We start from the raw sequence: 23,677 nt of genomic DNA, 5'->3' as shown, positions 1-23,677 counted from the left end.
AGTGGAGAAAATCATGGACAACAAAACATTGCTTGAAAAATTGAACAGTCTTTCAATAGAAGAGAAAATTGGCCAGCTCATCCAACTAACCGGTGATTTTTTTGAAGGTGACATGGATACGGTTGTGACTGGCCCTTTGAAAAAACTAGGGCTAAATACGGATTATAATATTTATAATACGGGCTCCATATTAAACATCACCAACCCGGAAAAAATAATCCGGTTGCAAACCGATTATTTGGAAAAATCGGTTCATAAAATTCCGCTGTTATTCATGGCAGATATTATCTATGGATATCGAACCATTTTTCCGATTCCGATTGCTCAAGCATGTAGTTGGAACTATGAGGAGATAGAGAATGCGGCTTCGATTGCTGCTCAGGAATGCTACGATGAAGGCATTCATGTAACCTTTTCCCCTATGGTAGATATGGTTAGAGATCCTCGCTGGGGGCGGGTGATGGAATCGCCAGGAGAGGATACATTGTTGGCAAAGAAATATGCCCAGAGGGTAGTTCTGGGAATCCAGGGCAGCAACTTGAAAGGTACAGCCGTGCCAACCAATAAAATTGCCGCTTGCGTCAAACATTTTGCTGCTTATGGAGCGCCTGTCGCTGGACGTGAATACAATGCCGTGGATCTATCGGAGCATGCATTGCGAGAATATTATTTGCCTGGATATCAAGCTGCAATAGAAGCGGGTGCCAAGCTTGTTATGACGGCTTTTAATACGTTGAATGGTATCCCTGCGACTGGAAACGAGTGGCTTAACCGTAGTGTATTAAGACAGGAAATGAACTTTGACGGTGTATTGATCTCGGATTACGCCGCTATTGAAGAGTTAATCATGCATGGTTATGCCGAAGACGAGGCTTCCGCCGCTAGGCTGGCACTGTTGGCAGGTGTAGATGTGGATATGAAGACGGCAGTGTACGCAAATCAATTGAAAGATGTAATATCTGATAATAGCTATATGCTGGAGCTTCTGAATGAAGCTGTATATCGTGTCTTAAAGCTGAAAAATGATTTGGGGCTGTTCGAGGACCCATACCGCGGATTACAGGAAATCGTTAAACGTTCAACAAGCAGTATTCTGTCAGACGAACATAAACAAGCGGCACTGTCCTTGGCAGAAGAATCCGTTGTGCTGCTGAAAAATGAAAATAATGTATTGCCGTTGTCAAAGGAAACGAAGGTAGCTTTAATGGGTCCCTATGCAGAAGAAAATTCTACCTTGGGCATGTGGGCGATTAAGGGAGAGCAGACAGACACTATTAATTTGAAAACGGGGTTGTTACAGCTTGTTGGCCCCGACAATCTCTCGGTATGTAGAGGAAGTTATCTGCTACCTCTTGATGCAAGGGAAACCTTCGATAAATATGCGGACAAACTGGCGGTTGAAACAAGCTCTGAGGAAGTTCTACTGCAAGAAGCCATTAGGAATGCAAATGAAGCAGAGGTCATAGTCCTTGCCTTGGGAGAAAGTATATATCAGAGCGGAGAAGGTGGATCACGAACGAATCCGACGCTGCCAGAGCCACAATTGAGATTACTTCATGAATTAAGCTTATTGGGCAAAAGGATTGTTCTGATCGTATATAGTGGAAGACCTTTGATCCTTACCGATGTTGCTGGAAAAGTGGACGCCATTGTTCAGGCCTGGTATCCGGGAACGATGGGCGGAGAAGCGCTGGCCAATATACTGTATGGGGAAGTAAATCCGTCTGGGAAATTAGCGATGACCTTTCCACGTAGCGTTGGACAAATTCCGGTATACTACAATGAGCTGAATACAGGAAGACCGAATTTAAAGGAAAATGGCTCTTATCGCTTTGCGTCCCGATATATAGATGAAGTGAACGAACCCTTGTATCCGTTTGGCTATGGCCTATCCTATACCTCATTTGAATACAGTCTGTTAACCGTCAGCCAAAAGGAAATGAAAACAAATGAGTCAGTGGATATCCGTATTTCTATATCCAATACTGGAACGTATGCTGGGAAAGAAACGATTCAATTATATATTCGCGATAAATTTGCAAGTGTTGCAAGACCCGTTAAAGAATTAAAAGACTTTAAAAAAGTATTTTTACAAAGCGGCGAGACTACAATTGTGGAATTTTCAGTGGATGAGGACATGCTTAAATTTTATGGACGTGAAATGGAGTATAAGAGTGAGCCAGGCGAATTTGAGGTTTATATCGGTTCAAGCTCACAAGACATTTTGCTAAGCTTTAGTTTTACTTTGTTACCGGAGGATAGACATGAATAAAAGCGACGCTTATCATCTTAAATATCATATTACTCCTCCTTACGGACTATTAAATGATCCTAATGGACTTGCCTTTTTCAATCAACAATATCATGTCTTCTATCAGTGGAACCCCAAAGGAACCGAACATCGAAATAAATGCTGGGGCCATGTTGTTTCGAGCGATCTGGTGCATTGGCAAAGAAAGGGTGTAGCGCTGGAGCCTTCGGAATGGTATGACAAGGATGGCATTTATTCTGGAGGCGCTATAGTTCATGATGAAAAGCTGTATCTGTTTTACACAGGAAATGTAATTAGAAATGATGGAGTCAAGGAAAGCTATCAATGCGCAGCCATTTCGGAAGATGGGGATAATTTCCATAAAATAGGTCCTTTGTTTGAACATCCACAAGGCTATACCAGACATGTCCGAGACCCGAAAGTATGGAGAGACCGGAACGGGAGCTGGTGGCTGATCGTTGGCGCTCAAAGAGAGGATTTGACTGGAGATACGCTTATCTACAAATCTACAGATTTGTCTGATTGGGAATACCAAGGATCATTTTTGGATCATGGTCATGAATTCGGATATATGTGGGAATGTCCTGATCTACTTCAATTTGCGGAAAATGATATTTTTGTCTTCTCTCCTCAGGGTTTACCAGAGGCAGGCGAATATTATAGAAACCCTAACCAATCGGGATATATTGTTGGGAAATTCATGGATACAGGAAAATTCAGCGGGAACTTTGCCCATTTTAAAGAGCTCGATCGGGGGTTTGATTTCTACGCGCCACAATCATTTAAGGTGAATGATAGAACCATTATGTTCGGATGGATGAGCGCCATGAATGAAGAAGCAGAGAGGGCTGTTCCAACCATTCAGGAAGGCTGGATTCATGCGCTGACCCTTCCTAGAGAAATAGTGTTGTCTAACGGTGTGCTATACCAGAAACCATTGCCGGAATTACAGTTGTTAAGATTGGATGGTGTGCATTCTAAGGAGAACATTCACAAAAATGGGGTTTGGATGCTGCCTTCCTTGCAGGTGGAATGCATTGCTCATTTTTCGAAGCTTACAGAGAACTTCAAAATGATAGTCAGAAATGCGGTGGAAATTGACTATGATTCAGAAGAAAACAGTTTAACCGTATGGAGAACCAACTGGTTGACGAACCAGAGGGAGTACAGAAAAGCAACATTAGCCAATCAACTTGTAGACATGCAAATATTTATAGAAAGCTCAAGTCTGGAGATTTTTGTGAACGAAGGCGAGGAAGTATTTTCTCTGCGTTATTTCTTGGAAGATACGGAACAGCGCAGTGTGATGCTTGACGCAGGAGACAATGAAGGGGAAATTGAGCTTTATCAGCTGCAGGAATGTGGAGCCATAATCAATCATTAAAACGATATTCTTTATCTTTTACCTGCAGAGCTACAAACAGGCAAGGAAAGGCTGTTCATTCTCCGTTTGCGAGAAGAACTGCCTTTTTTTGTCTTAGTCGGCTGAAGAGATTTCTGCTTGTGTAGGCATTTTACTATCGGTATAGTATGAGTATTAGAGTATATGACTGAATATAAATTACTGTTGATTACTCATAGCTGGTTGATGAGGTGTCGTATGAAAAAAATTTATGAACATATTGAAATAGACAGAAGAAAAATGATTAACCTCTTTATGTTTCAATCGACAGATACAGAAAGAGTCATCCCCATGCATTTTCACAGCAATATGGAATTAATCTATTGTACAAGTGGAAGCCTCAAGGTGTGGCATGAAGGAAAGATAACCATTTTGATGGAAAAGGATGCACTGTTTATTAATAGCAATGTACCGCACTCCACACAAAGTATTACGGAAAACCAAGTCGTTGTATTGCAATTTCCAACTACCTTTTTTGCCAATGAACAAGTATTCATCCAATTAAACACGCAAGAGAGACAAGTTGAACATACTATACTTTCTAAATTAAGAGAGTTATTTATGGATATATATAACCTGCATATTTCCATAGGGAAATATGACTATATTTTAGAGCAAAGCCGAATTATTGAACTTAAGTATTTGCTCGTTAATCATTTTAGTCAGGCAGCAGACATACAGCCAGAGGTATTTAGCGAAAAGCAGCGAAAGATAAAGACGATCATGGATTTTATTAAAGAGCATTACGCCGAAAATATTAGTCTGGCGAAAACAGCCCGAATCTGCGGCTATTCGGAGGCGTATCTATCGAGAATGTTTCATGAATATACAGGTCAGACGTTTACGGAGTACAAGCAAATTCTTTGTTTGGAAAAGGCAATCGATTTATTGGAAACAACGAATAAGTCACTTACAGAAATTTCTTACGAGGCGGGCTTTCCCAACGAAAAATCGTTTAGAAAAGCTTTTAAGGAAGTTATGGGGAAAACCCCTTATGAATATAAAAAATCAAAATTTGATCTGAGTGTGTAAACGACACAAGCGTAATCCTTTTATGGATGATTTCAATAGACTAGAAAATGGGGGCTGTCCCTGAGTCATTTTGTGACCTTTGGGACAGCCCCTTGTTTATTTGTATGCAAGTGCACAGAGAGGATCAGCCTAACGATTATCCACCGTCTCTGGATACATATCATGGTTCATCATACGATGCTCTGCCATCTGCTCATACTTGGTTCCCGGTTTGCCATAGTTGGTATACGGGTCGATCGAGATGCCGCCGCGTGGCGTGAATTTGCCCCATACTTCAATGTAGCGAGGGTCCATCAGCTTAATCAAGTCATTCATAATGATATTGACGCAGTCTTCATGGAAGTCACCGTGGTTGCGGAAGCTGAACAGGTACAGCTTAAGGGACTTGCTTTCAACCATTCTAATATCAGGAATGTAGCTGATGTAGATGGTTGCAAAATCAGGTTGTCCTGTGATCGGGCACAGGCTGGTGAACTCTGGACAATTGAATTTTACAAAATAATCGCGGTACGGGTGTTTATTATCAAAGCTTTCGAGAATGGCGGGATCATAGGCAAAAGTGTATTGTGTGCCTTGATTGCCAAGTAGGGTAACGTCGGTCATTTCTTCAGGTTTTCTTCCGGTCATGTTGAGTGAGGCTCCTTAAAGTTAGTTTAGTTTGGTAAAAGGGAGAGGGAGTTATGGTGGGGAGGTTCGGTTCGGTTAGGCGACGCTTCGCGAAGGATTTGAGCTTCCAATCGCTGTTGAAATGGGATTCTTTCTGATAAAAGATCTATAGGTTAGAATCCCATTTCAAAGGCGAACGCTAACGCTTCTCCAGCTTCAAATCCTCCGCTCCGCTGGCCGACCGCCGTCATCACCATAAAGTCCCTGTTCGTTTACCTGTGGGTTGGGCAGAAGAGAATAATGTGCGCTCCTATATGAAAGGAGCGATATACTGTGAGAAACCCCGTCCTTGGGACGAGGGTTTCTCTTGTTTTATAGCTTTGGGTGTCGAGGGTGTACTTCGACTAATTTGGTGTAGCTTGTGTATCACATACAGCTCGCATGGAATATATTGTATATACGTGTTATACGCCGCGTTTGTTGCCCCATACGAGGGTGTGGAGCTGCGGGAGTACTCTTACATCGTTTAGTCGAGAATCGTCCATGACACGGCCGATAAGCCATTCATAACGATGGAGTAGGGACTCCGCAATCTGTCCGGTGTTCTCCGTGTTCACATCTGGATTACCCGTCTGGAGGAACAACGGTATATGTGGATAGCGCTCGTGAATGGTGCGGGCATAGGCAAGATCGGTGTCATCGAAGATGACGACCTTCAGGCTGCATGCTCCAGCCATCTTTTGGTTTGACAGACGGGTTACGATATCATCCAGCACCTCCCAGTTGGTCGTCATGCCAGAGCTGGGCGGCTTCGGGGATAAGGTCACTTCATCGATATCGTACAGCCATTCCTGCCAACGGGAGCCTTGTGTTTCGACAGCGGTGGCAATGCCTTGACTGCGTAGCAGGGTAATCAGCGTCCCGAGCTGTGGCAGCAGGGCAGGATTGCCTCCGGAAAGGGTCACATGCGAGAACCGTTCGCCGCCGATGGACTTTAGTTCCTGCCAAATATCTGTGGCACTGAGACGACGGATTTGATCCTTGGCGCTGCCGTCCCAGGTAAAGGCGGAGTCGCACCATGAGCAATGGTAATCGCAACCTGCGGTACGAACAAACATCGTTTTACGACCAATGACCATACCTTCGCCCTGAACGGTGGGACCAAACACCTCAAGCACAGGAATAGGGGCTGCTTTAGCCCTATCGAGGGTTATCGTAGGTTGGTGAGTAGTTACGGTATTAGCATTTACGGTATTAGCAGTTACAGTATTACTCATCGAACATCCACTCCCGTCGGAACTCGGCGTAGCTGGTAGGTGTCTCGAACAACCTTACAAATTCGGTACGTCCACCTTCAACACGATTGCAGTATGCATCCGAGGTCAAGGCAGACTCCATTTGTTCAAAGATCCAGACGACCATATTTTCCGCCGTTGTATTCATTGGAGGAAGCGTCTCATTCAAGTAACGGTGGTCCAGAAAAGGCTCAATTCGCTCTTTCCAGATCGTTTTGATATCTCCAAAATCCAGCGTTAGACCTGTTTCGCCCGGTATACCGCTTATGCCAAATACGACGATATAAGTATGTCCGTGCAGATTTTTGCATTTGCCTTCGTAACAATGCAAATGGTGTGCTGCATCGAACGTAAATTGTTTGCTAACGAGTACACGCTTGCGGTGATAACGCAGCTGAGAACGCTCAATGTCTGTTCCGAACTGCTGGAGCTTGTCGACAATACGAAAGGTACCTGGCTCACGCATGGCCTTCAGCTCCTTGGGACGAAGCTCCGCGCACCGCGAGATATTGCTCGAGTCCGGCACGACGAAGATTGCAAGCAGGACATTCACCACAGCCATCGCCAATGATGCCGTTATAGCACGTTAGTGTACGGGTTCTTACAAATTCAAAAGCTTTTAGCTCATCGGCCATTTGCCAGGTTTCGGCCTTGTTCAACCACATGAGCGGGGTATGAATCACAAAGGGATAGTCCATCGAAAGGTTCAGTGTGACGTTCAGCGATTTAATAAAGGAATCCCGGCAATCGGGATAGCCGCTGAAATCTGTCTCGCAAACGCCTGTAATGATGTGGCGCGCTCCTTTTTGCTTGGCGAGAACTGCTGCGAAGCTCAGGAACAATAGATTACGACCGTCTACAAATGTGCTAGGCAGTTCGCCTTCCTCTTGAGTAATGTCAATGTCGGTGCGTGTGAGGGCATTCGGGGCAAGTTGGTTGAGCAGGCTCATATCCAGTACCGTTTGCGGAACACCCAGCTCGCTGGCGATTCCGGCGGCAACTTCGATTTCCTGCTTGTGGCGTTGACCGTAATCGAACGTCACAGTTTCTACTTCGGCAAAATGTTTTTTTGCCCAAAATAAACAGGTTGTACTGTCTTGGCCGCCGCTGAATACGACGACTGCTTTTTCGTTTGTAAACATAAAAAAACCTCTCGATCTTCTTGGAATGGTGTAAGACACAGCGTCTTGTCACGTGGAAGAAAGAGAGTTCTTGAACCGGCTTCAACAAAAAACAGACCTTGCCCCGCAAGTTCATTTTCATATGCGGAGGACAAAGCATCGTTAGTTTTTTATAGAGGGAGTTCGCGAACCTCTCCCATGCGTTATGCATGGATTTTCTTCATTAGCATCTGCCACGAGGACAGACAGCTTCATTGATAGCATTGCCATTATAGCATGGCAGGACTATTTGATAAACACTCCACCAAACGGAATGATTTCCCTTAAAAGTCGTTTGATTACGCCATCGTCGTTCATATCCTGCTGAAGCCGCCGATGATGCTCACCGGCATGAAATAGTACGGTACCGTGCCCCGTCATTTTAAAATGATAGTTCATATGCTGGCTGGCCAGATGGTTACCGTATACGGTTAACTCCAGCTTGGCATTTTCTGGATAGGCTATGACGCTGCTCGCATCGACATAGATCGGCTCTGAGGGATGAAGTTGTTCTTGACATACCAATCCCTGTGTCAAAATACCAATGTAACCTATACCGTCAAATTTCATTTTAATGACATCACGGCTAAACAACATGTTTTTCATGCTTAGTAGCTTGGTACGCATTTGGATGCCGGCGCTGTACCAGAACAGGTTGCGAAAATCGTATAACAGATCATCGCTTCCTTCAAGCTTGATCATCTTCAGACTAAAGCCAGGAGGGAGTGCGGCAATTAGCCGGCAAGCCCCTGTGAAATCGGCCTGAATCAGTTTGTGCTTGCGGTACATGCCTTTAATATTCATCAGCTTATCACTACGGCCTGCACTGGGGCCGCGATAGGCGATAATTTGCTGCGGATGCAGAACGTGCAGCTTTTCCCCTTCAGTCAGGTCGAGCGTTACGACTGAACCGACGCTTTCATCATGGTGTTGTCCTGCTTGTATGTCCATTCAGACCTTTCATCCTTTCAGGCAGTTAGTATCTTCCCGAACGTCGACGCATCCCGTAACGCAACAGTCGGATACCGATAAAATAACCGGCCAGCAGAATGATAGCCGTGATGATGAGCATTTTATTTCGGTGTGAAGCCTGATCGCGCTGGATTTGAAGATTTTTTAATTCTGTAACAGTGTCGTTCAGTTTGCGGTTTTGCTCCAGCAGTTGGGCGTTCTGCTTCTGATAGGTTTCAATGCTGGTGCGGGCCTTTTCCAGATCTTCCTGTGTTTGTCGGTAGCTTTCCTTGAGCTGGTACACATCGCCGGGCAACCGCGAAAACTGCTCAAAGCCTTGATATACATCATCCCAATAAGCAGCATGAACTTCGGGTACACGAGTTACCCCAAAAATAAACAAAAGTACTATAGCAGCGCAGACAATGCGGCGGTACAAAGCCAAGCGACAAGTTGCTCGTGCCAAGAGATGTCCCCCTTTTGATAAACCAAGATGTTAGATGTTACAGATCATTACCCATATCACATGGTTACGTACAATATAATGATTTGGATGCAGGTTTTAGAATATACAGACGACAAATACGGGAAAAGATTATCAAAAAAACTCGATATATTAGTTTAAGTGTACCTTAAAACGGGTATATCAAGGAAGCGGCAACATTCCGGCAGTTTTCACAACAAACGAGTAAAGAACAACCCGCACCTGATCAGGGCTTGAATAGGAATATATGAGCTGAAATATATTAAAAATAGATATAGAAGGAGATTTTGAAAGATGAACGACAGAGAGCAAAACTATACCATTTTAAAAATTACTGTTAATGGAAAGCCATTATCAAAGGAGCTCATCGTGGACAGCACTACTTTTGCTCCTATATCCGATGTTTGCACAAAGACGAATGTTTCTTTAACGGAAACTTCAATTTCATAAGTTTAAATATATGAAGTAGACTATCATGTAGCCCGGCATACGCCGGGCTATTTTTGCGTATTTATGCAATTGGAAAGGATTAAAATGTTATTTCGCGAATTAGGTCCCCTTTCATAAAGATTACCATGTATAATTTTCACAATCAAACATATGTTCCCTGACAATATAGTGTCAGATAACACTGTTAATTTAGAGTTACATGTTCTTTTAGGGGGAATTTACCAGTGGTGAAGTCAATGCTCAATGTAACGTATACATGGGACAGAGAGTCTATATCGGCGAATGGGTCCAAACAAGTAAATCTACTGATAGAATGGGGCTATGGAGCTATACGTAAAAGAAAAGGGAACCTAATACCGAAGGCAGCGGGATGTGACCTTCAACTTCAGTTCAATCCAGAAAACGGGGTAAATCTATTAAAAGTTGAAGGGGTGAGACTCGGGTTTAAAGAATCAGAAAACGGTGATTGCATGTTTGTTCACTGTGGTGATGTACGGCGGGGAAAATATAGACAAGCTATTTTGACGTTTTCTATCCCTGCTCACGCGTCCGGAAGACATACGATTGGAATGATCGAGTGGAGCTGGCGCAAGCCATCGCAGGAAAAGCGAACGCTGATCCGGACGGACCAGCTCTATATCCATTACACACATCATCTTGGTTTGCTGAGCATGCCATCCAACCCGAAGGTGGAAAAATACATAAAGCTGAATGAGACGTCCCCAATTGTGAAAAAGGCATTGCGTATGTACGAGAAAGGGGAACCTGAGCGAGGAGCGTTCATCCTTACGAGACAAGCAGATGAATTGCTTATATGTGCAGCCAGAAGCGAAGACATGGACTATCTGGAGGAAGCCGAGTTACTTTTGTCCCTACGCAATAAATGGAGTGGGCCTTTTGTATCGTTTAAAGCGTATAGCTCTAAGGTCTTTTTTAATAAGGAAATATCGATAGGAGATGTTCATTTTACGGAGAATGATAGGCTGAGATAGATAATTATGCTAGTTTATTTGAGCAAATTAGTGAGTCTAATTTACTATCTTTTTGTAAAGGAGAGACTTCCTTGACTGATCGGTTGATACGTTTAATGCGGATTATTACTATTGTTCAGGCAAATCCGGGGATATTGGCAAGAGAGCTTGCCGAACGTTGTGAAACATCAGAACGTACCATATACCGAGATATGGAGGCGCTAAGCGCTATGCATATTCCGATCGCGAATATGGGGCATGGCAAGGGGTACATTTTTATTAGCAATTTTGCTTTGTATCCTCTGAATTGGACAGAAGAAGAGGCAGAGGCTTTTACCAAGCTGGGAGAGATGATGGAAACGATAAAGCCTCTTTTACCGCCAGCTTTTGAAAGTGCTTATGAGAAAGTGATGGCCTCTAGTCAGAAAAAAAAGATGGACCAGACGAGCTTCGCGCAGGAAATGAAAAATATCATCCGGCTCGGCTCGACACTTGATCGGGAAAACCAGCCCTATCTGCTCAGGCTGATTGTTTTGGCGAGTCTTACGCAGCAGACAATTGAAGCGGAATACAGCTCGCCTCAAAATGAAGATGTATCATTGGTGCAAGTAGATCCTTATTGTTTGGTTCCTCAAGACCGGCGGTTCTATATGCTTGGTTTTTGTCATAAGCAATCCGCCATGAGAACCTTTCGGATCAGCCGCTTTCGGAATATGAGGATTTTGCCGTATACGTTTCAAAAAAATACATCTGAAATGGAAATGTTTTTTAAAGGTACCTGGTCGGTGACCAAAGGAAATCAAAATATTCGGTTTGTGGTACGTTTTTCTGCCGATTCTGTATATCGGGTCAAAGAAGAGGAACTGTTCATCAAGCCTCTTCTCAAGGATTTGCCGGATGGAAGTTTGTTGTTTGAGGTGACGGTCAATCATGACCGTGAATTTCTGGATTGGCTCACATCCTATGGAGCTGAAGCCGAGATTCTGGAACCTTTACGGTACCGCAAACGTATGCAAGAAATGCTGCGAACCTGGGGGGCGTTTTACTTCGATAAGAAGGCTGGAAATCAAGAATAACAGGGGGGAAGATCCCCCGGAACGAGCCGGGGAGCTATCTGCTTAACGGTCCTTAAACAGGTTGGCGAGATTGCCGAAGGGACTGTACTGCTCCTGTTCTTCTTCTGGTGAAGAGTAGACGAGCTTCGAGCCGCGACTTTCTTCATCATCGGCAGCATTATGAACTAATGTAAGACGATCAAAATGGTGCATGAAAACCTGAGCAGTGTTCACAGCATCATCCAGTGCCCGATGCTGTTGACCGTCAAAGTCAATGTTGCACAATTCCAACGCCTGAGACAGGCTCAACTGACGATACTTTCCATTGGAACTAAACAGACGGGAAATTTGCTTCTGTATATCATTTGTATTATGAATCCAACCGAGATCTACATGATGGGTACGACAATGGGATACCAGCTTCTGACGGTCATCCGGGCCCCATGCGCATAAATAATAGGTCGAATCCGTGCCTAGCCAGGCAATAAATTGCTTCACAGCTTCAGGAAAGAGTGGAGCGGCATCAATGTCTCGTTGAGTAATACCCGTAAATTGAACAGTATCTGTAGAGATTACAGGCCGATTCGATGGTCTCACAAAACTGTGAAACGTATCCGCCACGAATAGACCATCTTCTCCATGAATAACTTTGACGGCACCGATATCAATGATTTCAGAGGAATATCTGGCGTTACGGCTAACGGTAAATTCAAGATCATAAATAATGTATTGCATTTAAAGGACTCCTTCCACACACATAACTGATCCCGATGGATACCGGGACAAATGTTCTCTGCCCGAATAACTCTTCTCCATCATACCTCTCGGTTCACAACTTGTCAGCGGTTAAAAGGCTTGCTTTCAAAAAAAATATGCGATGTCCAAATGGGCTTGGACTATCGCATATCTAAAAACTCCTAACATATAGCAGCATCCGAAACCACTTGGATTCCGAACGCTGCTGTTGCTAGCTATTGAATTAGGCCGGGAGGTCTAACTTTTGCCCCGGATAAATGCGGTGAGGATTCTTCAACTTATTCAACTGCTGAAGCTGTTGCCAGGTAGTGCCGTGTTTGCGGGAAATGTCATACAGTGTATCCCCGGATTTCACAACATACACATGGCTATTTGCAGCTTGTGCAGTGGTCGATGCCTGCTGTGGTTTGCTAGTTTGAGACTTTGCAGGTGCTGGTTTCGCAGCCGCTATGGAATCGGATTGCGGTATCTCCTGCAGAGGTGCTGGCGTCGTGGTCGGAGCAGACGGCACAGCTTGTGTGGCAGGGACAGAAGTTTTTCCGTCTGCCTTGGCTTCTTGAATACGGCCGGCCGCTTGTGCTTGCAGGCTAGCAGAGCCCACTTTTTGCATATAGCGGATTAACGCTTCATCCAGCGATCCGAACATACCTGCCTGTGGGTATTTAGCGAACATCGTATATTGGTCACCGCCTACAGCAGTAAAATCATTGGTAGCCAATGTGTATGTTGCCTCAGGATCAAGGGCCTTTCCACCAATCAGGATGGAGTGAACACGGCTGCCTTTGGCTGCTGAGGTGTCTATTTTGAACGAGATGCCGGATACTTGTGGGAAGCCCCCGCTCGGTTCCGGGTAGGAGGCTGCGCCATTTTCCAGTGCGGCCTGAAGGTCAGAGCCTTTCACTTTCAGGGTAACGATTTGGTTACCGAAAGGCAGTACGGTGATGACGTCTCCCTTGGTAACCGTGCCTGCTTTGATGGAAGCCCGGATGCCGCCACCGTTTGTTAAAGCTACGTCTGCTCCCGAAACGTCACGCATAGCATCGGTGAGCAGGTCGCCGAGATTGGTTTCACCCGCACGTACCTTTTCGCGCGCCCCTTCCAGACCTACACTTGTTTGTGCTACAACCTCTTTAAGAATAGGTTCTTGTTCTTTCTGAATGGAGGCGATTAATGCAGCAATTTCAGCGTTGGGCTGAACGTCAGCAGCTTGAGTCGAATCGATCAGCTTCGCTTGCTTTTGGACAACCTTACCGCCGTCTACCCATAGATCCACTACACCCAGATACTTGGTGTATTCACCTGCACTAGCGATCAACGTGCCATTGTCACCGATCAAGCCTTTTTCCAACACGGTATGGCTGTGTCCGTCGATGAAAATATCAATGCCAGGCACTTCCTTCACGACCTTGAGGCTGGTGTCTTTACTGGATGCATCTTGTCCCAGGTGACCCAGAGCAACAACGACATCCACTTTGCTGCGGATTTCGTCTACGGCCGCTTTGGCTTCAGCCGCAGGGTCGGTGAATTGAATGCCTTCCACATTTTTAGGATTGGTTTTATATGCCGTTTCAGGCGTAGTTAGGCCGATAATACCGATTTTAACGCCATCCACTTCTTTAATAGTATACGGTTGGAACAAACGTGTTCCGTCCGTTTGCTTAATGTTGGCGCTCAGTACAGGGAACTGAATCTCTTTACTCAGCTCAACCAGATGCTTCCAGCCGTAATTAAACTCATGGTTACCCGGAACCATTGCATCATAGCGCAGCTTATTAATTACTTTTACGATACTTTCACCATTGACCAAAGTAGCGAAGGTTGTTCCATGAACGGTATCCCCATCATCCAGCAGTAATGTATTAGGATTGGCGGCGCGATATTGATCGATAATGCCCGCCAGCTTGGCGAAGCCCATTTCCTTGTCGTTGGCGACCACGTGGGCATGGGTATCATTCGTATGTAGGATGGTGATGTGTTTACCGCTGACTGGAGACGGTGTTGTTCCGGTTCCTGCTGTTCCCGCATTAGCAACTGGGTCCGCTGCTGCTGTGCCGAGACAACCAAGTAGAAGCGCGGCGGTCGTCAAGATCGACGAGAGTTTTTTCCATGAGTTCATGTTGTTCCTTCAACCTCCCATAAAATGAATGAATTAGAGAAACCGCTTACGTCCACATTTTATCAGATGATTGTAAAAATAACTCTTATTTTATATCAAAGCACTACATTTTTTTGAGATATCGGTTGTTAAATCCACCATCTAGTTACCTATATTGTAGAGGCAGTAATAGACAGCAACTCATAGAATAGGAACTATTGTTCTGTTTTATGATTAAAAAAAAGGGCAGTCTCTTTGGGCAGCCCGATCCGGGGTAAATAGTGATCCAATGTTTCGTCAGCCAACGGTGGATTCCCTGCACTCAGCAACAGCACGGCAAAGCGATTAGCCTGTTGTTCAAATTTTCCTGGAGAAAAGTAGGAATGTTCCTCCATAAAAAAGCGGCTAAAGCCTTTATGCAGTCGGTCATGTCCCAATTCATGCGCACAGACGAACCGTTCCCATTCTGGTGTAAGGCCGTTGTGAATGACGATAAATCTTCTGCGCAGCTTGTGATAATACAACCCTTTGGTTGTGGAACCGAGATCGCAATATCGGATATGGATGCCTAGGGCTTTCGCAATATCGAAGGGACAATTGGTACGGTATTTTCGGACAAGTTTGTGAATGAGTTCGTTCATGCGTTCACCTGCTATCCCTGATCTTTGCTCGCCCCGGGGTCTGCGGGCTTTTTATGTTTGTTCATTTGCTTGGCTTCCCAGAACAGGCCTGTCAGTACGTCCTTGATCCGTTGACGGTCTTTTTCATCGAGCGGAATGCCATCAAACATTAATTCGTCGTCTTCCTCCAGCATTTTTTTAAAATCGCGGCGGTCTTTGGAGTTTGCCCATTCTGGTACAGTAGAACGATAAAGCTCATGCGGATTTTGCTCTATAGAATCATCATCTGCCCAATATCCGGCGGCCTTCATCATTTCGGTATAGGATACGCTGAGCGCGTCCGCTATTTTGCGGAGGGTGGAGGGTTTGGGAACTCCACGCAGTCCATTTTCGATGCGGGAAATTTGTGAATTACTAATACCTGCGGCATCTGCCAATTGGTTGATGCTCAATTGCTTGTGCTCACGCTGCTGTTTTAGGTAGGTTCCGAATGCTGGCTGTTCCACAATGGAGCTCCTTTCTGCAATAGAATCATAGATTCAGCTCTATTATACCATTAGGTAAATAGTAAAAGCACGTAATATGCCAAAAGGCATAGAAAAGTAGAGCGAATATCCTGATTTTGGGGCTATATTGCTTTTTTTCACGATGGATACCTATCCTAAATAATGTTATGTTATACTCAAGATACGAACAAAAGGGGAACAAAATGTAAACAAGTGCGTTTTTTATTTAAAAATACATCATTGTCAAAAGGCATAATATAAGGAGTGTTGCTTTTCATGAGAAATAACTTACCCGAATTAGACCGTCGCAAAACGCAGAATGCATTGGAGGGTGTATTTGAGAAATACCGGATTTATAAAACAATAACCTTTATGGATCGGGAAAGCTTTATTACTGCTGGCTATACGGACCGCCCGAACGGACCCACGAATGTGACAAGCGATCCAACGGCCCGGACTGCTGTATATAATGTAGATGCTCCTGCAGCCCGCTTGGCCTATTGCCAAATGGTGGATGCTGTAGTGAGCCGCTTGAATGAACGTGAACAGCTACTCATCCGTGAACGTTATTTAAAAGATGACGATGTGTTCGATTACAAGGTTTATAATTATGTGTTGGACCCACCAGTCAGCAAGGATACGTATACGAAGCTTCGCACGCGTGCTTTTTATAAAATGGCGCTAGCGCTGGCAGACCAAGGCGTTTTGAATCTGGCAAGCTTGCAGAAGGGCGCGGATCGAAGACTGGGTTCGGTAAATGCATAGGGGTCACAGTCTGTGGCTCTATTAACTTAGACAGCAAGGAGTATGAACCATAAAGGTGAATAAGAAGCATAGGTCTCAATTAAAATGGGAACGGAGGACGGATGTAGTGAGAAGTGAACCAGAAATGATGAATATGCTTGTAAAGTTTGCTATGAACGATAAAAGAATACGATTGGTCACGATGGAAGGATCACGTACAAACTTCAATGTTCCTCCTGATTCATTTCAAGATTATGATATTTCTTACTTTGTAACAAATATGGATTCTTTCAAGGAAAGTGATCAATGGCTGAACGTGTTTGGGGATAGGCTTATGATGCAAAAACCCGAGGATATGGAGCTTTTTCCATCAGAACTAGGTAACTGGTTTTCATATATCATTCTTTTTGAGGATGGAAACAAATTAGATCTGACACTGATCCCTATAAACGAGGTAGAGGATTATTTTACGAATAGCGATGGTTTAGTTGAGGTTCTGCTCGACAAGGATGTGCTGATCCAAGAGGAAGTGATCGCAAACGATCATCAATATTGGATTAAAAAGCCCACTGCAAGGGAATTTGATGATTGCTGTAATGAATTTTGGATGGTTTCAACTTATATCGTAAAAGGATTGGCGAGAAAAGAAATCCTGTTTGCTATTGACCATTTGAACGAGATTGCACGACCTAATTTGTTGCGAATGATGGCTTGGAAGATTGGATCAGAGCAAGGGTACACCTTTAGTGTAGGAAAAAACTATAAATTTATAAATCAGTATCTTCCTAATGAAGATTGGAAAAGCCTACTATCGACTTACTCAGAGAACGGCTATCAAGAAATGTGGCAGTCTTTACTTACTTGTTATTCATTGTTTAGAACATACGCTAAGGCTGTGGCAAGCAGTTTGAAATATGAGTATCCAGAATACGATGAAGCCATTACTAGGTACACTGTAAATATTTATAATTCATTGAATTGAACGATATAATAACCGCCTTTTTAAAGGGCGGTTATTTTTTTGTGTACAGCATCAATAATCAGATTAAACGCATTTTTAAACATAGGAACAAACGTTCGCAAAATGTCGCCTAACTTCATCCCTAGTCTCTACTTTTATCGTCCAGTTCTCCGGCAACGCATTCGTTATAAGGGTGTAAGATTATATCATCGGGAATCAAGACAAGAGGACATACCGAAGACACACACAGTCAAACGTTAGCCGGCCAATAGGGCCGGTTTTTTCATGCGGTGATCGTCTCTGTCACTTCCCGGGAATTCGTTGATAGAAAGGAGGAGTCGTGTTGCCTAAGCAAGGGATGCTGCAATGCATGAGTACAAGACTGCGCCGGATGAGAACATGGAAGTGGAAAAAAGCCTGGCTAAACAGTCACAACATGCGAGCGCAGGATACGCAAGGGTGGCATGCCACAGGATGAGACAAGCCTTTAAGCAAAAGCTCATTGACATTATTCCAGCACTGCAAGGGCGTGTATACGATGTTCAGCCCCCATCACAGACGGCAGAGGAGCCGTATGCAGTTATGGCGCTAGGCGAGGAAATCTGGAAGTCTTCCTGGGCCGGTTACCGGCAGGTTGTCCGCATCAAGCTGTACGCAGGACAAGCGGGGCTGGCGCAGGCCGATGTATGGGCGAATGCCTTGATTGCCGGACTGCACCGGGCATCGGTGACAGGCAAAGGTGAGGACACGTCGGCTTTTACCGCACACTATTTGGGCGTGCGGGATGCAGAAAAGCTGGACACGGTTACGGGCAAGGCCTATAGAACGCTGCGTTTTGGCGTGTATGTGCCTGAAACGGAAGGCGGTTCGGCTACTCCAGCACCTGGTGCAGCACAGCCAGAAGAATGGCTGGCAGCGCTGGTCCGCTGGACGCAGAAGCAACTGGGCGAATCGTGGTCGGTATACGCCGACGCATGGCCTGCACAGCCGGGAAGCCACGCGGTATTATGGCGGCTGAGCGGCTGCGAAACCCGGATGGCGGGAGCTTCCATGTATGAGCTCCGCAAACGGTTCATCGGGCATATTACCGCCCCGGATACAACCGAAGAGAATCGCGCAGCTTCCGCGCTGGTCGAAGGCTTTGCCGCTCAAATCCAGCTTCCTCTGGAGCAGGACAAGGGCCGTTATATGTCTACGGCTGAAGCATCAGCCGATTTGCAGGCAGATGCCATTTTAGACGGTCAGCTTCGGCTGACGCTGGTACAGCGGCGTATGCGTCCGGCTGAGGAAGCGGCATTGATTCGCAGAGTGGAAATTCATCCTATTTTGAAATGAGGTGGTCCGAGTGACCTTGGAAAACCAAGAAAAGGCCCCGGTACATGACGGGCAGGAAGCGAGTGGCCCACGCTACACGCTGGAGGAACTAAAGGAGCACGCAGAATCATTGTTTTCTGTGAAAGAAGAAGTGCTGGCAGGCGCCTTTTTTGGCGCACAAGACAAGCTGTTCACGGTAGCAGAAGCACACACTAAAATCGAACAATTTATGAAAGCGAAGGTGGATTAATTATGGCAGGCGGAACATGGGAAAACACGAATAAACCGGTATTGCCGGGTTTGTATATGAATTTTCAGGCAGCAGCAGCTTCAGCGATTCAAGGTGGATCACGTGGTACGGTCGTTGTACCTGTCAAGGCAAATTGGGGCCCTGTACGTGAGTTTGTAGAGGTTGGCAGTGAAACGGCTATTAGCCAAATCTTCTCCGGCGACAGTGAGAACGGTGCGACAGCATATTCCACATTGTATCTGGCTTTGCTGGGAGGTCCGAAAAAACTGCTCGCTTACCGGTTGGCAGATGACACGGCTGCTGAAGCGTCTGTAACGCTGAAAAGCGGTGGCGAGACCCCGACCGACGTGCTGCGTTTGAAGGCTTTGTACACAGGAAGCCGCGGTAATGGTTTTGCCGTAACGGTACAGCCAACTTTGGGTGACGAGCAAGCTCGTGAGGTGCGCCTTTATGAAGGAACCAAGCTGCTGGGTACGTACAAAGGCAGTGACGGTACGGCTGCTTCGATTGCCAAAGCGCTGAACGAAAATAGCGAAAACGTATGGGTGAAGGCCGAGGTTGTCGGCGAAGGTGGCATTCCAGCGGATGTTAGCGGCGTGCATCTGACAGGCGGCAATAGCGGCAATAGCAAGCTGGTTAATGCCGATTACATCGCCATGCAGGAAGCACTTGAAGGACAGGAGTTTAATGTGCTGGCCCTCGATTATGCAGCCGATCTGGCATTGCTGCAAAGCTTTGCTGCCTGGATCAAACGTGTGCGGAGCGAAGGCAAAGGCGTCATCGCTGTATTCGGCGGTTCTGCGGCAGACGATGTGTCCAAAACAGCTGTCAGCTTGGCCTCTGCACGTTCCCTGGCGCTGAACCATGAAGGCATCGTGAATGTGGGTACAGGTGTACGCCTGGCAGGTACGGACTACAGCTCCGCCCAAACGGCTGCCTATGTAGCCGGGCTGATTGCAGGCCAACGTTTGAACCAATCCGCAACGTACGCGGTTACGCCTTTTGAGGATGTAACCCGCCGCTGGACACGTTCCGAGCAGGAACAGGCTGTCCGTAACGGGGTGTTCCTCCTGTTCTTCGACGGCCGTCAGGTCAAAGCGCTGCGTGGAATCAACAGCTTGGTGAACCCGTCTGCCGGACAAAACAACGCATGGAAGAAAATTCGTTCCATCCGTGTCATGGATGCCATTAACGCTGACTTGCAGCGTGCAGCCGAAGAGACTTACATTGGCAAAATCAACAACACGGTGGAAGGCCGTCTGGCACTCATCGGTGCTATCAAAGAATACCTGGCACAGCTGTCGCTGAGCAACGTGATCGAGGCAGATGGCTACGATGTCATTCTCGACCCAGCCTACTACGGTGATGCGCCAGTCATCAAACCGGAGCCGGATCAAGTGTTCCTGCAATGGAATGTGAAGCTCACCGACGTGATGGAGCAGCTGTTCGGCACATTTTACGTGCAATAAATAAGCATTTTACGTGTATAAGCATTTCGCAGGCGATCAGCAGGATTAAAGTCGCTTTTTAATAACGAGGATTTTGTGAAATCCCGAACTACATTATGAATTATTTTGAGGAGGAAAAAGAAATGTTGGATGCTTCAAGAGTTATTTTAGGTACGTTTGGTCAGGCGCATGTGGATGGGGTGTGGCAGACGAATATCAATAAGCTGGAAGCCAGCGTGGAAATGGAAAAACGTGAGTTGAATCTCGTGGGCAATGAGTGGAAGGTGCACAAGCGTGGTATCAAAAAGGGAACAGGAACGATGAGTGGCTACAAGGTTACGTCCGACATGATTCGTCGTGGCTTTAATCGTTTTGAGATTATTACCAAACTAGATGATCCAGAAGCCTTTGGACATGAAAGTATTCGTCTCATCCGTTGCACTGCTGACAAAATCCAGCTGGCCAACTGGACAGCAGGCGAGGAAGTGCAGGAAGAAACGACCTTCACTTTCGAAGGATATGAGCTGCTGGATCCGATTGTAGCGAACTAAATTGGTTAACGGGGAATGGGATACTGTCAGGTGTCCCGTTCCCCAAATACAAATAAGAATTTGCGAAATTCTGAAATTAACAATAAGGGAGAATGACTTATGAGCTTGAATGAGAATATGACAGAAGAACAAATTTTGGACAGTCTGTTTGAAGCCGCTGAAAAACTGCCCGAGGAAACCGTTCGTATCAAGCGCCTGGATATGAAAATTGTGCTGCACGGACTGACCTCTAGCAAAGTAGACAGCATTCGTGAACGTTGCACGATTCGTCGTACCGTGAAGGGTGCTGTGGATGAAAAGGTAGATACCGAGACGTTCAACGCCTTGTTGATTTCGGAAGCTACCGGAAAGTTGGAAGTGAAGGGCCTGTCTCTTAACGGTTGGGGAGATCCCCGGATTACAAGTCGCTTGAAGCTGTCCGGTGGCGAACAGTCTGTCCGCCGTATGCTGCTGGCGGGTGAACTGGACGCAGTAGGGGATAAGGTATTGGAACTGTCCGGTTTTGGAGTTGAGATTGCTGATCTAAAAAACTAATCGGCTCCGGGGGAATGACGACGATGCTGTACCACTTGTGGGTCCGGCACCACCTCCGTCCCGGAGACTTTTGGCGGCTTCCCCGCGGTGAGCGCATGCTGCTGCTGGCGTTTGCCGAACAGGAAATGGATAGCATAGCAGCTTCAAAAGCATAAACAAGGAGGTGAACATAATAAATGGCAGAAGCATTAAATTACCGCATGAATCTTGTGATCGATCCCAAAAACGTCATTAAGGCGAACAGAGAATTGCGTGCAATGGAACGTTATTTTGAGCGGATTCAAGGCCGTGTTTTGAAAATCGGACGTACCCGAATGGCTCCGGAAATTGTACTGAACGATATGGCCTCCAAAGGCTTGGATAATCTGTTGAACAAAATTAATCGGGTCAAATCCCAGATTATTAACGCCTCGGGGAATGTAGATTTAAAGGTGAAGAGCAGCAGTAGTGTTTCCATTGACGGCATTGCTGATCTTAAAAAGGCGCTAGAAGATAACACAAAAGCAGTTAAACTTAATGCTTTCTTTAAAGAAGACAAGCCTAAAGCAGAGGAGAAAAAGCTTCCTGATTGGGCTGAGGCGCTGCAAAAGTATAATGAACCAGCCAAGGTTGTACAGGAAGTATACAAAGGGGTGACAGGTGAGGATTTAAGTGCTCAAACCATCCTAAAAATTCCAGAAACAATTTCAAAAGGAAAAGAGAAGTGGACGGCAACAAAAGACGCCTGGAGAGAAGGTGGAGCAAAAGGTGCAATAAAAACTCTCTTTTCTTCAAAAAAAGAAGAAGCTGCAGAAGGTAACACGGAAGGTGCGACAGGTAACACGGACCTTTCGGAGATTAAAGAATTAATAAAGAAATTAATTCAAGTTACCTCTGATAAATCTACTGGCGGGTTTGGCGGTGGCGGCGGAAATAGCCCGGGAAGAAGGAACAAACGTTCAGGGGGCAGAAGGTCCGGAAATAGAGGCGGTGGTCGTCGATCCTCAGGTGGTCAAGGAGATTTTAATTCAAGAGCCGGAGAGATTGCAAGGATTAATACTGGAGATCGGAGCTCAACACCAGGAAACAGGAACGGACGACGAAGCGCAGGTTCTGCAGAATCCAATCCACGAATTAATCCTAACCGAAGAGTCCCAAGTCCAAGAAATAATCCGAGAAGTCCTCATGGTCGCCGCTCTTCCAAGTCGCGTGGCGTTCTTAGCTTTGCAGGCGACTTGCTAGCTGGTGGAACAGATATAGATGCTTCTTCTGTTCTGGATATGGTAAGTGATAGCGGATTAGTTGAAAAAGTGAGTAAAGGTCTTGGTGTAAGCAAAAAGTTCATTAGTGGGCCTCTTGGGGTTCTGGCAGATGCAGCAAGCATAGCTACAGCAGCTCCGGGCAAGGAACGTGCACAAGCGATTGGTTCCACCGTAGGTGGAGCGGTTGGGAGTACGGTAGGCGGAGCTATAGGAACATTCTTGCTTCCGGGTGTTGGTACTGCCGTTGGCTCATATGTAGGCGGTTTAGCGGGTGACTTTTTAGGGGGAAAAGTGGGCGGCTGGATATCAGACCATGGTTCTGAAATTAAGGAGAAGGCATCCAAAGTAACCGGTTGGCTTTCTGAGAAGAGCGAAGCCTTTGGTGATAGCATCTCTAATTTCTTTTCTTTCGGTAAAAAAGATGAACCTAAGAAAGAGCCAGCTAAGCCACCTGAGGCTCCTAAACCTGTCGTACCGCCTCAACCTGCTGTGGCTGTGGTTACCAAACCGTTAACACCTATGCCACCTTTTCCGGGGTTACCACCCGGCTCTCAAGTAATGTATGGACCTCCACAACCGGGTGCCAAAGGCGTCCCTAATCCTTATGGACCGATGGCTATCGCTAACCAGGGTGTAAACCCAAGTCCATTATTGAACACTGCGGCGCATGCTAACAATGGCGCCAAAGCTAAAGGTAAGGCCAACGGTAATCCCACTCATCAAGTAGTACAGATCAGTCCTGAACAAATGGGAACATTGTCTGGCTTTTTGAAGGATTTTAAAACCGAAACCACCAATCAATTTAATCTTCCTGCGGGGGCTGTACAGGTCACTGTGCATGAGAACAAGCTGGATGTAGATGGGCTTATTACGCAGATTGGCTACCGTCTCAAAGCTGAAATTTTGCGTGCAACGCAGAACACCAAGCCAACGGGCGCTGGAGCTATGTAATGCAGTAGATGGTAGCAATAGGGAAGGA

25 protein-coding genes and 1 riboswitch are annotated in these 23,677 nt (G+C 45.8%); of the genes, 15 read left to right on the top strand and 10 right to left on the bottom strand.

The window, feature by feature from the left end; all coding sequences use genetic code 11:
* Positions 1 to 13: 13 nt before the first annotated feature.
* The 3 genes from bglX to OIU26_RS08965 all read left to right on the top strand — a co-directional run bounded on the left by bglX (position 14) and on the right by OIU26_RS08965 (position 4,706).
* Positions 14 to 2,272: a beta-glucosidase BglX gene (gene bglX / locus OIU26_RS08975; RefSeq protein ID WP_264216591.1), complete on the top strand. Its 2,259-nt coding sequence runs from the start codon at positions 14 to 16 to the stop codon at positions 2,270 to 2,272.
* Positions 2,265 to 3,656 carry a glycoside hydrolase family 32 protein gene (locus tag OIU26_RS08970; RefSeq protein WP_264216590.1) on the top strand — a complete coding sequence of 464 codons (1,392 nt, stop codon included), beginning with the start codon at positions 2,265 to 2,267 and terminating at the stop codon, positions 3,654 to 3,656. The genes bglX and OIU26_RS08970 overlap by 8 nt, the downstream gene beginning before the upstream one ends.
* Positions 3,657 to 3,872: 216 nt before the next feature.
* The gene (locus OIU26_RS08965; RefSeq protein WP_264216589.1) at positions 3,873 to 4,706 is read left to right on the top strand and encodes an AraC family transcriptional regulator; all 834 of its coding nucleotides are present in this window, start codon (positions 3,873 to 3,875) and stop codon (positions 4,704 to 4,706) included.
* 129 nt (positions 4,707 to 4,835) lie between these two features.
* Here OIU26_RS08965 and queF read toward each other — a convergent pair whose 3' ends face one another.
* The 6 genes from queF to OIU26_RS08935 all read right to left on the bottom strand — a co-directional run bounded on the left by queF (position 4,836) and on the right by OIU26_RS08935 (position 9,184).
* Entirely contained in the window at positions 4,836 to 5,333 is a 498-nt protein-coding gene (queF, locus tag OIU26_RS08960; protein ID WP_264216588.1) for a preQ(1) synthase, read from the bottom strand.
* 443 nt (positions 5,334 to 5,776) lie between these two features.
* A complete protein-coding gene (queE, locus tag OIU26_RS08955; RefSeq protein WP_264216587.1) occupies positions 5,777 to 6,589 on the bottom strand; it encodes a 7-carboxy-7-deazaguanine synthase QueE in 813 nt (270 codons plus the stop codon).
* Positions 6,582 to 7,073 (bottom strand): 6-carboxytetrahydropterin synthase QueD, encoded by a 492-nt coding sequence (gene queD / locus OIU26_RS08950; RefSeq protein WP_013369759.1) that lies wholly within the window; start codon positions 7,071 to 7,073, stop codon positions 6,582 to 6,584. Before queD ends, queE begins: the two co-directional genes overlap by 8 nt.
* Positions 7,066 to 7,749, bottom strand: coding sequence for a 7-cyano-7-deazaguanine synthase QueC (gene queC, locus OIU26_RS08945; RefSeq protein ID WP_016821332.1), 684 nt, complete (start codon positions 7,747 to 7,749; stop codon positions 7,066 to 7,068). The genes queD and queC overlap by 8 nt, the downstream gene beginning before the upstream one ends.
* Positions 7,750 to 7,884: 135 nt before the next feature.
* Positions 7,885 to 7,928: riboswitch (PreQ1 riboswitch) on the bottom strand.
* A gap of 85 nt (positions 7,929 to 8,013) precedes the next feature.
* Positions 8,014 to 8,718, bottom strand: coding sequence for an AIM24 family protein (locus OIU26_RS08940; protein ID WP_013369761.1), 705 nt, complete (start codon positions 8,716 to 8,718; stop codon positions 8,014 to 8,016).
* Positions 8,719 to 8,743: 25 nt separating this feature from the next.
* Positions 8,744 to 9,184: a hypothetical protein gene (locus tag OIU26_RS08935; protein WP_264216586.1), complete on the bottom strand. Its 441-nt coding sequence runs from the start codon at positions 9,182 to 9,184 to the stop codon at positions 8,744 to 8,746.
* A gap of 312 nt (positions 9,185 to 9,496) precedes the next feature.
* On the opposite strand from OIU26_RS08935, the gene OIU26_RS08930 reads away from it, so the two are divergent.
* The 3 genes from OIU26_RS08930 to OIU26_RS08920 all read left to right on the top strand — a co-directional run bounded on the left by OIU26_RS08930 (position 9,497) and on the right by OIU26_RS08920 (position 11,699).
* Positions 9,497 to 9,652: a hypothetical protein gene (locus OIU26_RS08930; RefSeq protein WP_013369763.1), complete on the top strand. Its 156-nt coding sequence runs from the start codon at positions 9,497 to 9,499 to the stop codon at positions 9,650 to 9,652.
* A 224-nt stretch (positions 9,653 to 9,876) separates the two neighbouring features.
* Positions 9,877 to 10,644 (top strand): hypothetical protein, encoded by a 768-nt coding sequence (locus OIU26_RS08925; protein WP_264216585.1) that lies wholly within the window; start codon positions 9,877 to 9,879, stop codon positions 10,642 to 10,644.
* Positions 10,645 to 10,715: 71 nt separating this feature from the next.
* Positions 10,716 to 11,699 carry a helix-turn-helix transcriptional regulator gene (locus tag OIU26_RS08920; protein ID WP_013369765.1) on the top strand — a complete coding sequence of 328 codons (984 nt, stop codon included), beginning with the start codon at positions 10,716 to 10,718 and terminating at the stop codon, positions 11,697 to 11,699.
* A 42-nt stretch (positions 11,700 to 11,741) separates the two neighbouring features.
* On the opposite strand, the gene OIU26_RS08915 is transcribed toward OIU26_RS08920, so the two are convergent.
* The 4 genes from OIU26_RS08915 to OIU26_RS08900 form a co-directional block, all read right to left on the bottom strand.
* Positions 11,742 to 12,413 carry a 3'-5' exonuclease gene (locus OIU26_RS08915; RefSeq protein ID WP_064962412.1) on the bottom strand — a complete coding sequence of 224 codons (672 nt, stop codon included), beginning with the start codon at positions 12,411 to 12,413 and terminating at the stop codon, positions 11,742 to 11,744.
* A gap of 244 nt (positions 12,414 to 12,657) precedes the next feature.
* Positions 12,658 to 14,550, bottom strand: coding sequence for a 5'-nucleotidase C-terminal domain-containing protein (locus OIU26_RS08910; protein WP_264216584.1), 1,893 nt, complete (start codon positions 14,548 to 14,550; stop codon positions 12,658 to 12,660).
* Positions 14,551 to 14,744: 194 nt separating this feature from the next.
* Positions 14,745 to 15,170 (bottom strand): ImmA/IrrE family metallo-endopeptidase, encoded by a 426-nt coding sequence (locus OIU26_RS08905; protein WP_264216583.1) that lies wholly within the window; start codon positions 15,168 to 15,170, stop codon positions 14,745 to 14,747.
* An 11-nt stretch (positions 15,171 to 15,181) separates the two neighbouring features.
* On the bottom strand, positions 15,182 to 15,655 hold the full coding sequence (locus tag OIU26_RS08900) for a helix-turn-helix domain-containing protein (protein WP_013369769.1): 474 nt from the start codon (positions 15,653 to 15,655) through the stop codon (positions 15,182 to 15,184).
* A 276-nt stretch (positions 15,656 to 15,931) separates the two neighbouring features.
* Between OIU26_RS08900 and OIU26_RS08895 the strand changes: the two genes are divergently transcribed.
* The 9 genes from OIU26_RS08895 (at position 15,932) to OIU26_RS08855 (ending at position 23,649) form a co-directional block, all read left to right on the top strand.
* Positions 15,932 to 16,420, top strand: a complete 489-nt coding sequence (locus tag OIU26_RS08895) for an ArpU family phage packaging/lysis transcriptional regulator (protein ID WP_013369770.1) — start codon at positions 15,932 to 15,934, stop codon at positions 16,418 to 16,420.
* A gap of 106 nt (positions 16,421 to 16,526) precedes the next feature.
* Positions 16,527 to 17,381 carry an aminoglycoside 6-adenylyltransferase gene (ant(6), locus tag OIU26_RS08890; protein ID WP_264216582.1) on the top strand — a complete coding sequence of 285 codons (855 nt, stop codon included), beginning with the start codon at positions 16,527 to 16,529 and terminating at the stop codon, positions 17,379 to 17,381.
* A gap of 345 nt (positions 17,382 to 17,726) precedes the next feature.
* Positions 17,727 to 18,695, top strand: a complete 969-nt coding sequence (locus tag OIU26_RS08885; RefSeq protein ID WP_264216581.1) for a hypothetical protein — start codon at positions 17,727 to 17,729, stop codon at positions 18,693 to 18,695.
* Between the two features lie 10 nt (positions 18,696 to 18,705).
* Positions 18,706 to 18,924 (top strand): hypothetical protein, encoded by a 219-nt coding sequence (locus tag OIU26_RS08880; protein WP_013369774.1) that lies wholly within the window; start codon positions 18,706 to 18,708, stop codon positions 18,922 to 18,924.
* A gap of 2 nt (positions 18,925 to 18,926) precedes the next feature.
* Entirely contained in the window at positions 18,927 to 20,393 is a 1,467-nt protein-coding gene (locus tag OIU26_RS08875) for a phage tail sheath family protein (RefSeq protein ID WP_025678600.1), read from the top strand.
* Positions 20,394 to 20,515: 122 nt separating this feature from the next.
* Positions 20,516 to 20,923: a phage tail tube protein gene (locus OIU26_RS08870; RefSeq protein WP_016821317.1), complete on the top strand. Its 408-nt coding sequence runs from the start codon at positions 20,516 to 20,518 to the stop codon at positions 20,921 to 20,923.
* 99 nt (positions 20,924 to 21,022) lie between these two features.
* Entirely contained in the window at positions 21,023 to 21,457 is a 435-nt protein-coding gene (locus tag OIU26_RS08865) for a phage tail assembly chaperone (protein WP_007429164.1), read from the top strand.
* A gap of 23 nt (positions 21,458 to 21,480) precedes the next feature.
* The gene (locus OIU26_RS08860) at positions 21,481 to 21,612 is read left to right on the top strand and encodes a hypothetical protein (protein ID WP_019686368.1); all 132 of its coding nucleotides are present in this window, start codon (positions 21,481 to 21,483) and stop codon (positions 21,610 to 21,612) included.
* Positions 21,613 to 21,633: 21 nt separating this feature from the next.
* Positions 21,634 to 23,649 carry a hypothetical protein gene (locus OIU26_RS08855; RefSeq protein WP_264216580.1) on the top strand — a complete coding sequence of 672 codons (2,016 nt, stop codon included), beginning with the start codon at positions 21,634 to 21,636 and terminating at the stop codon, positions 23,647 to 23,649.
* The last annotated feature ends 28 nt before the right edge of the window (positions 23,650 to 23,677 follow it).

The sequence above is a fragment of the Paenibacillus sp. BT-177 genome (genome assembly GCF_025846815.2).
In the GTDB taxonomy this organism is placed as follows: domain Bacteria; phylum Bacillota; class Bacilli; order Paenibacillales; family Paenibacillaceae; genus Paenibacillus; species Paenibacillus polymyxa_C.
Note: the sequence above shows the minus strand (reverse complement) of the source record. Positions and strands in the feature narration are given on the sequence as shown.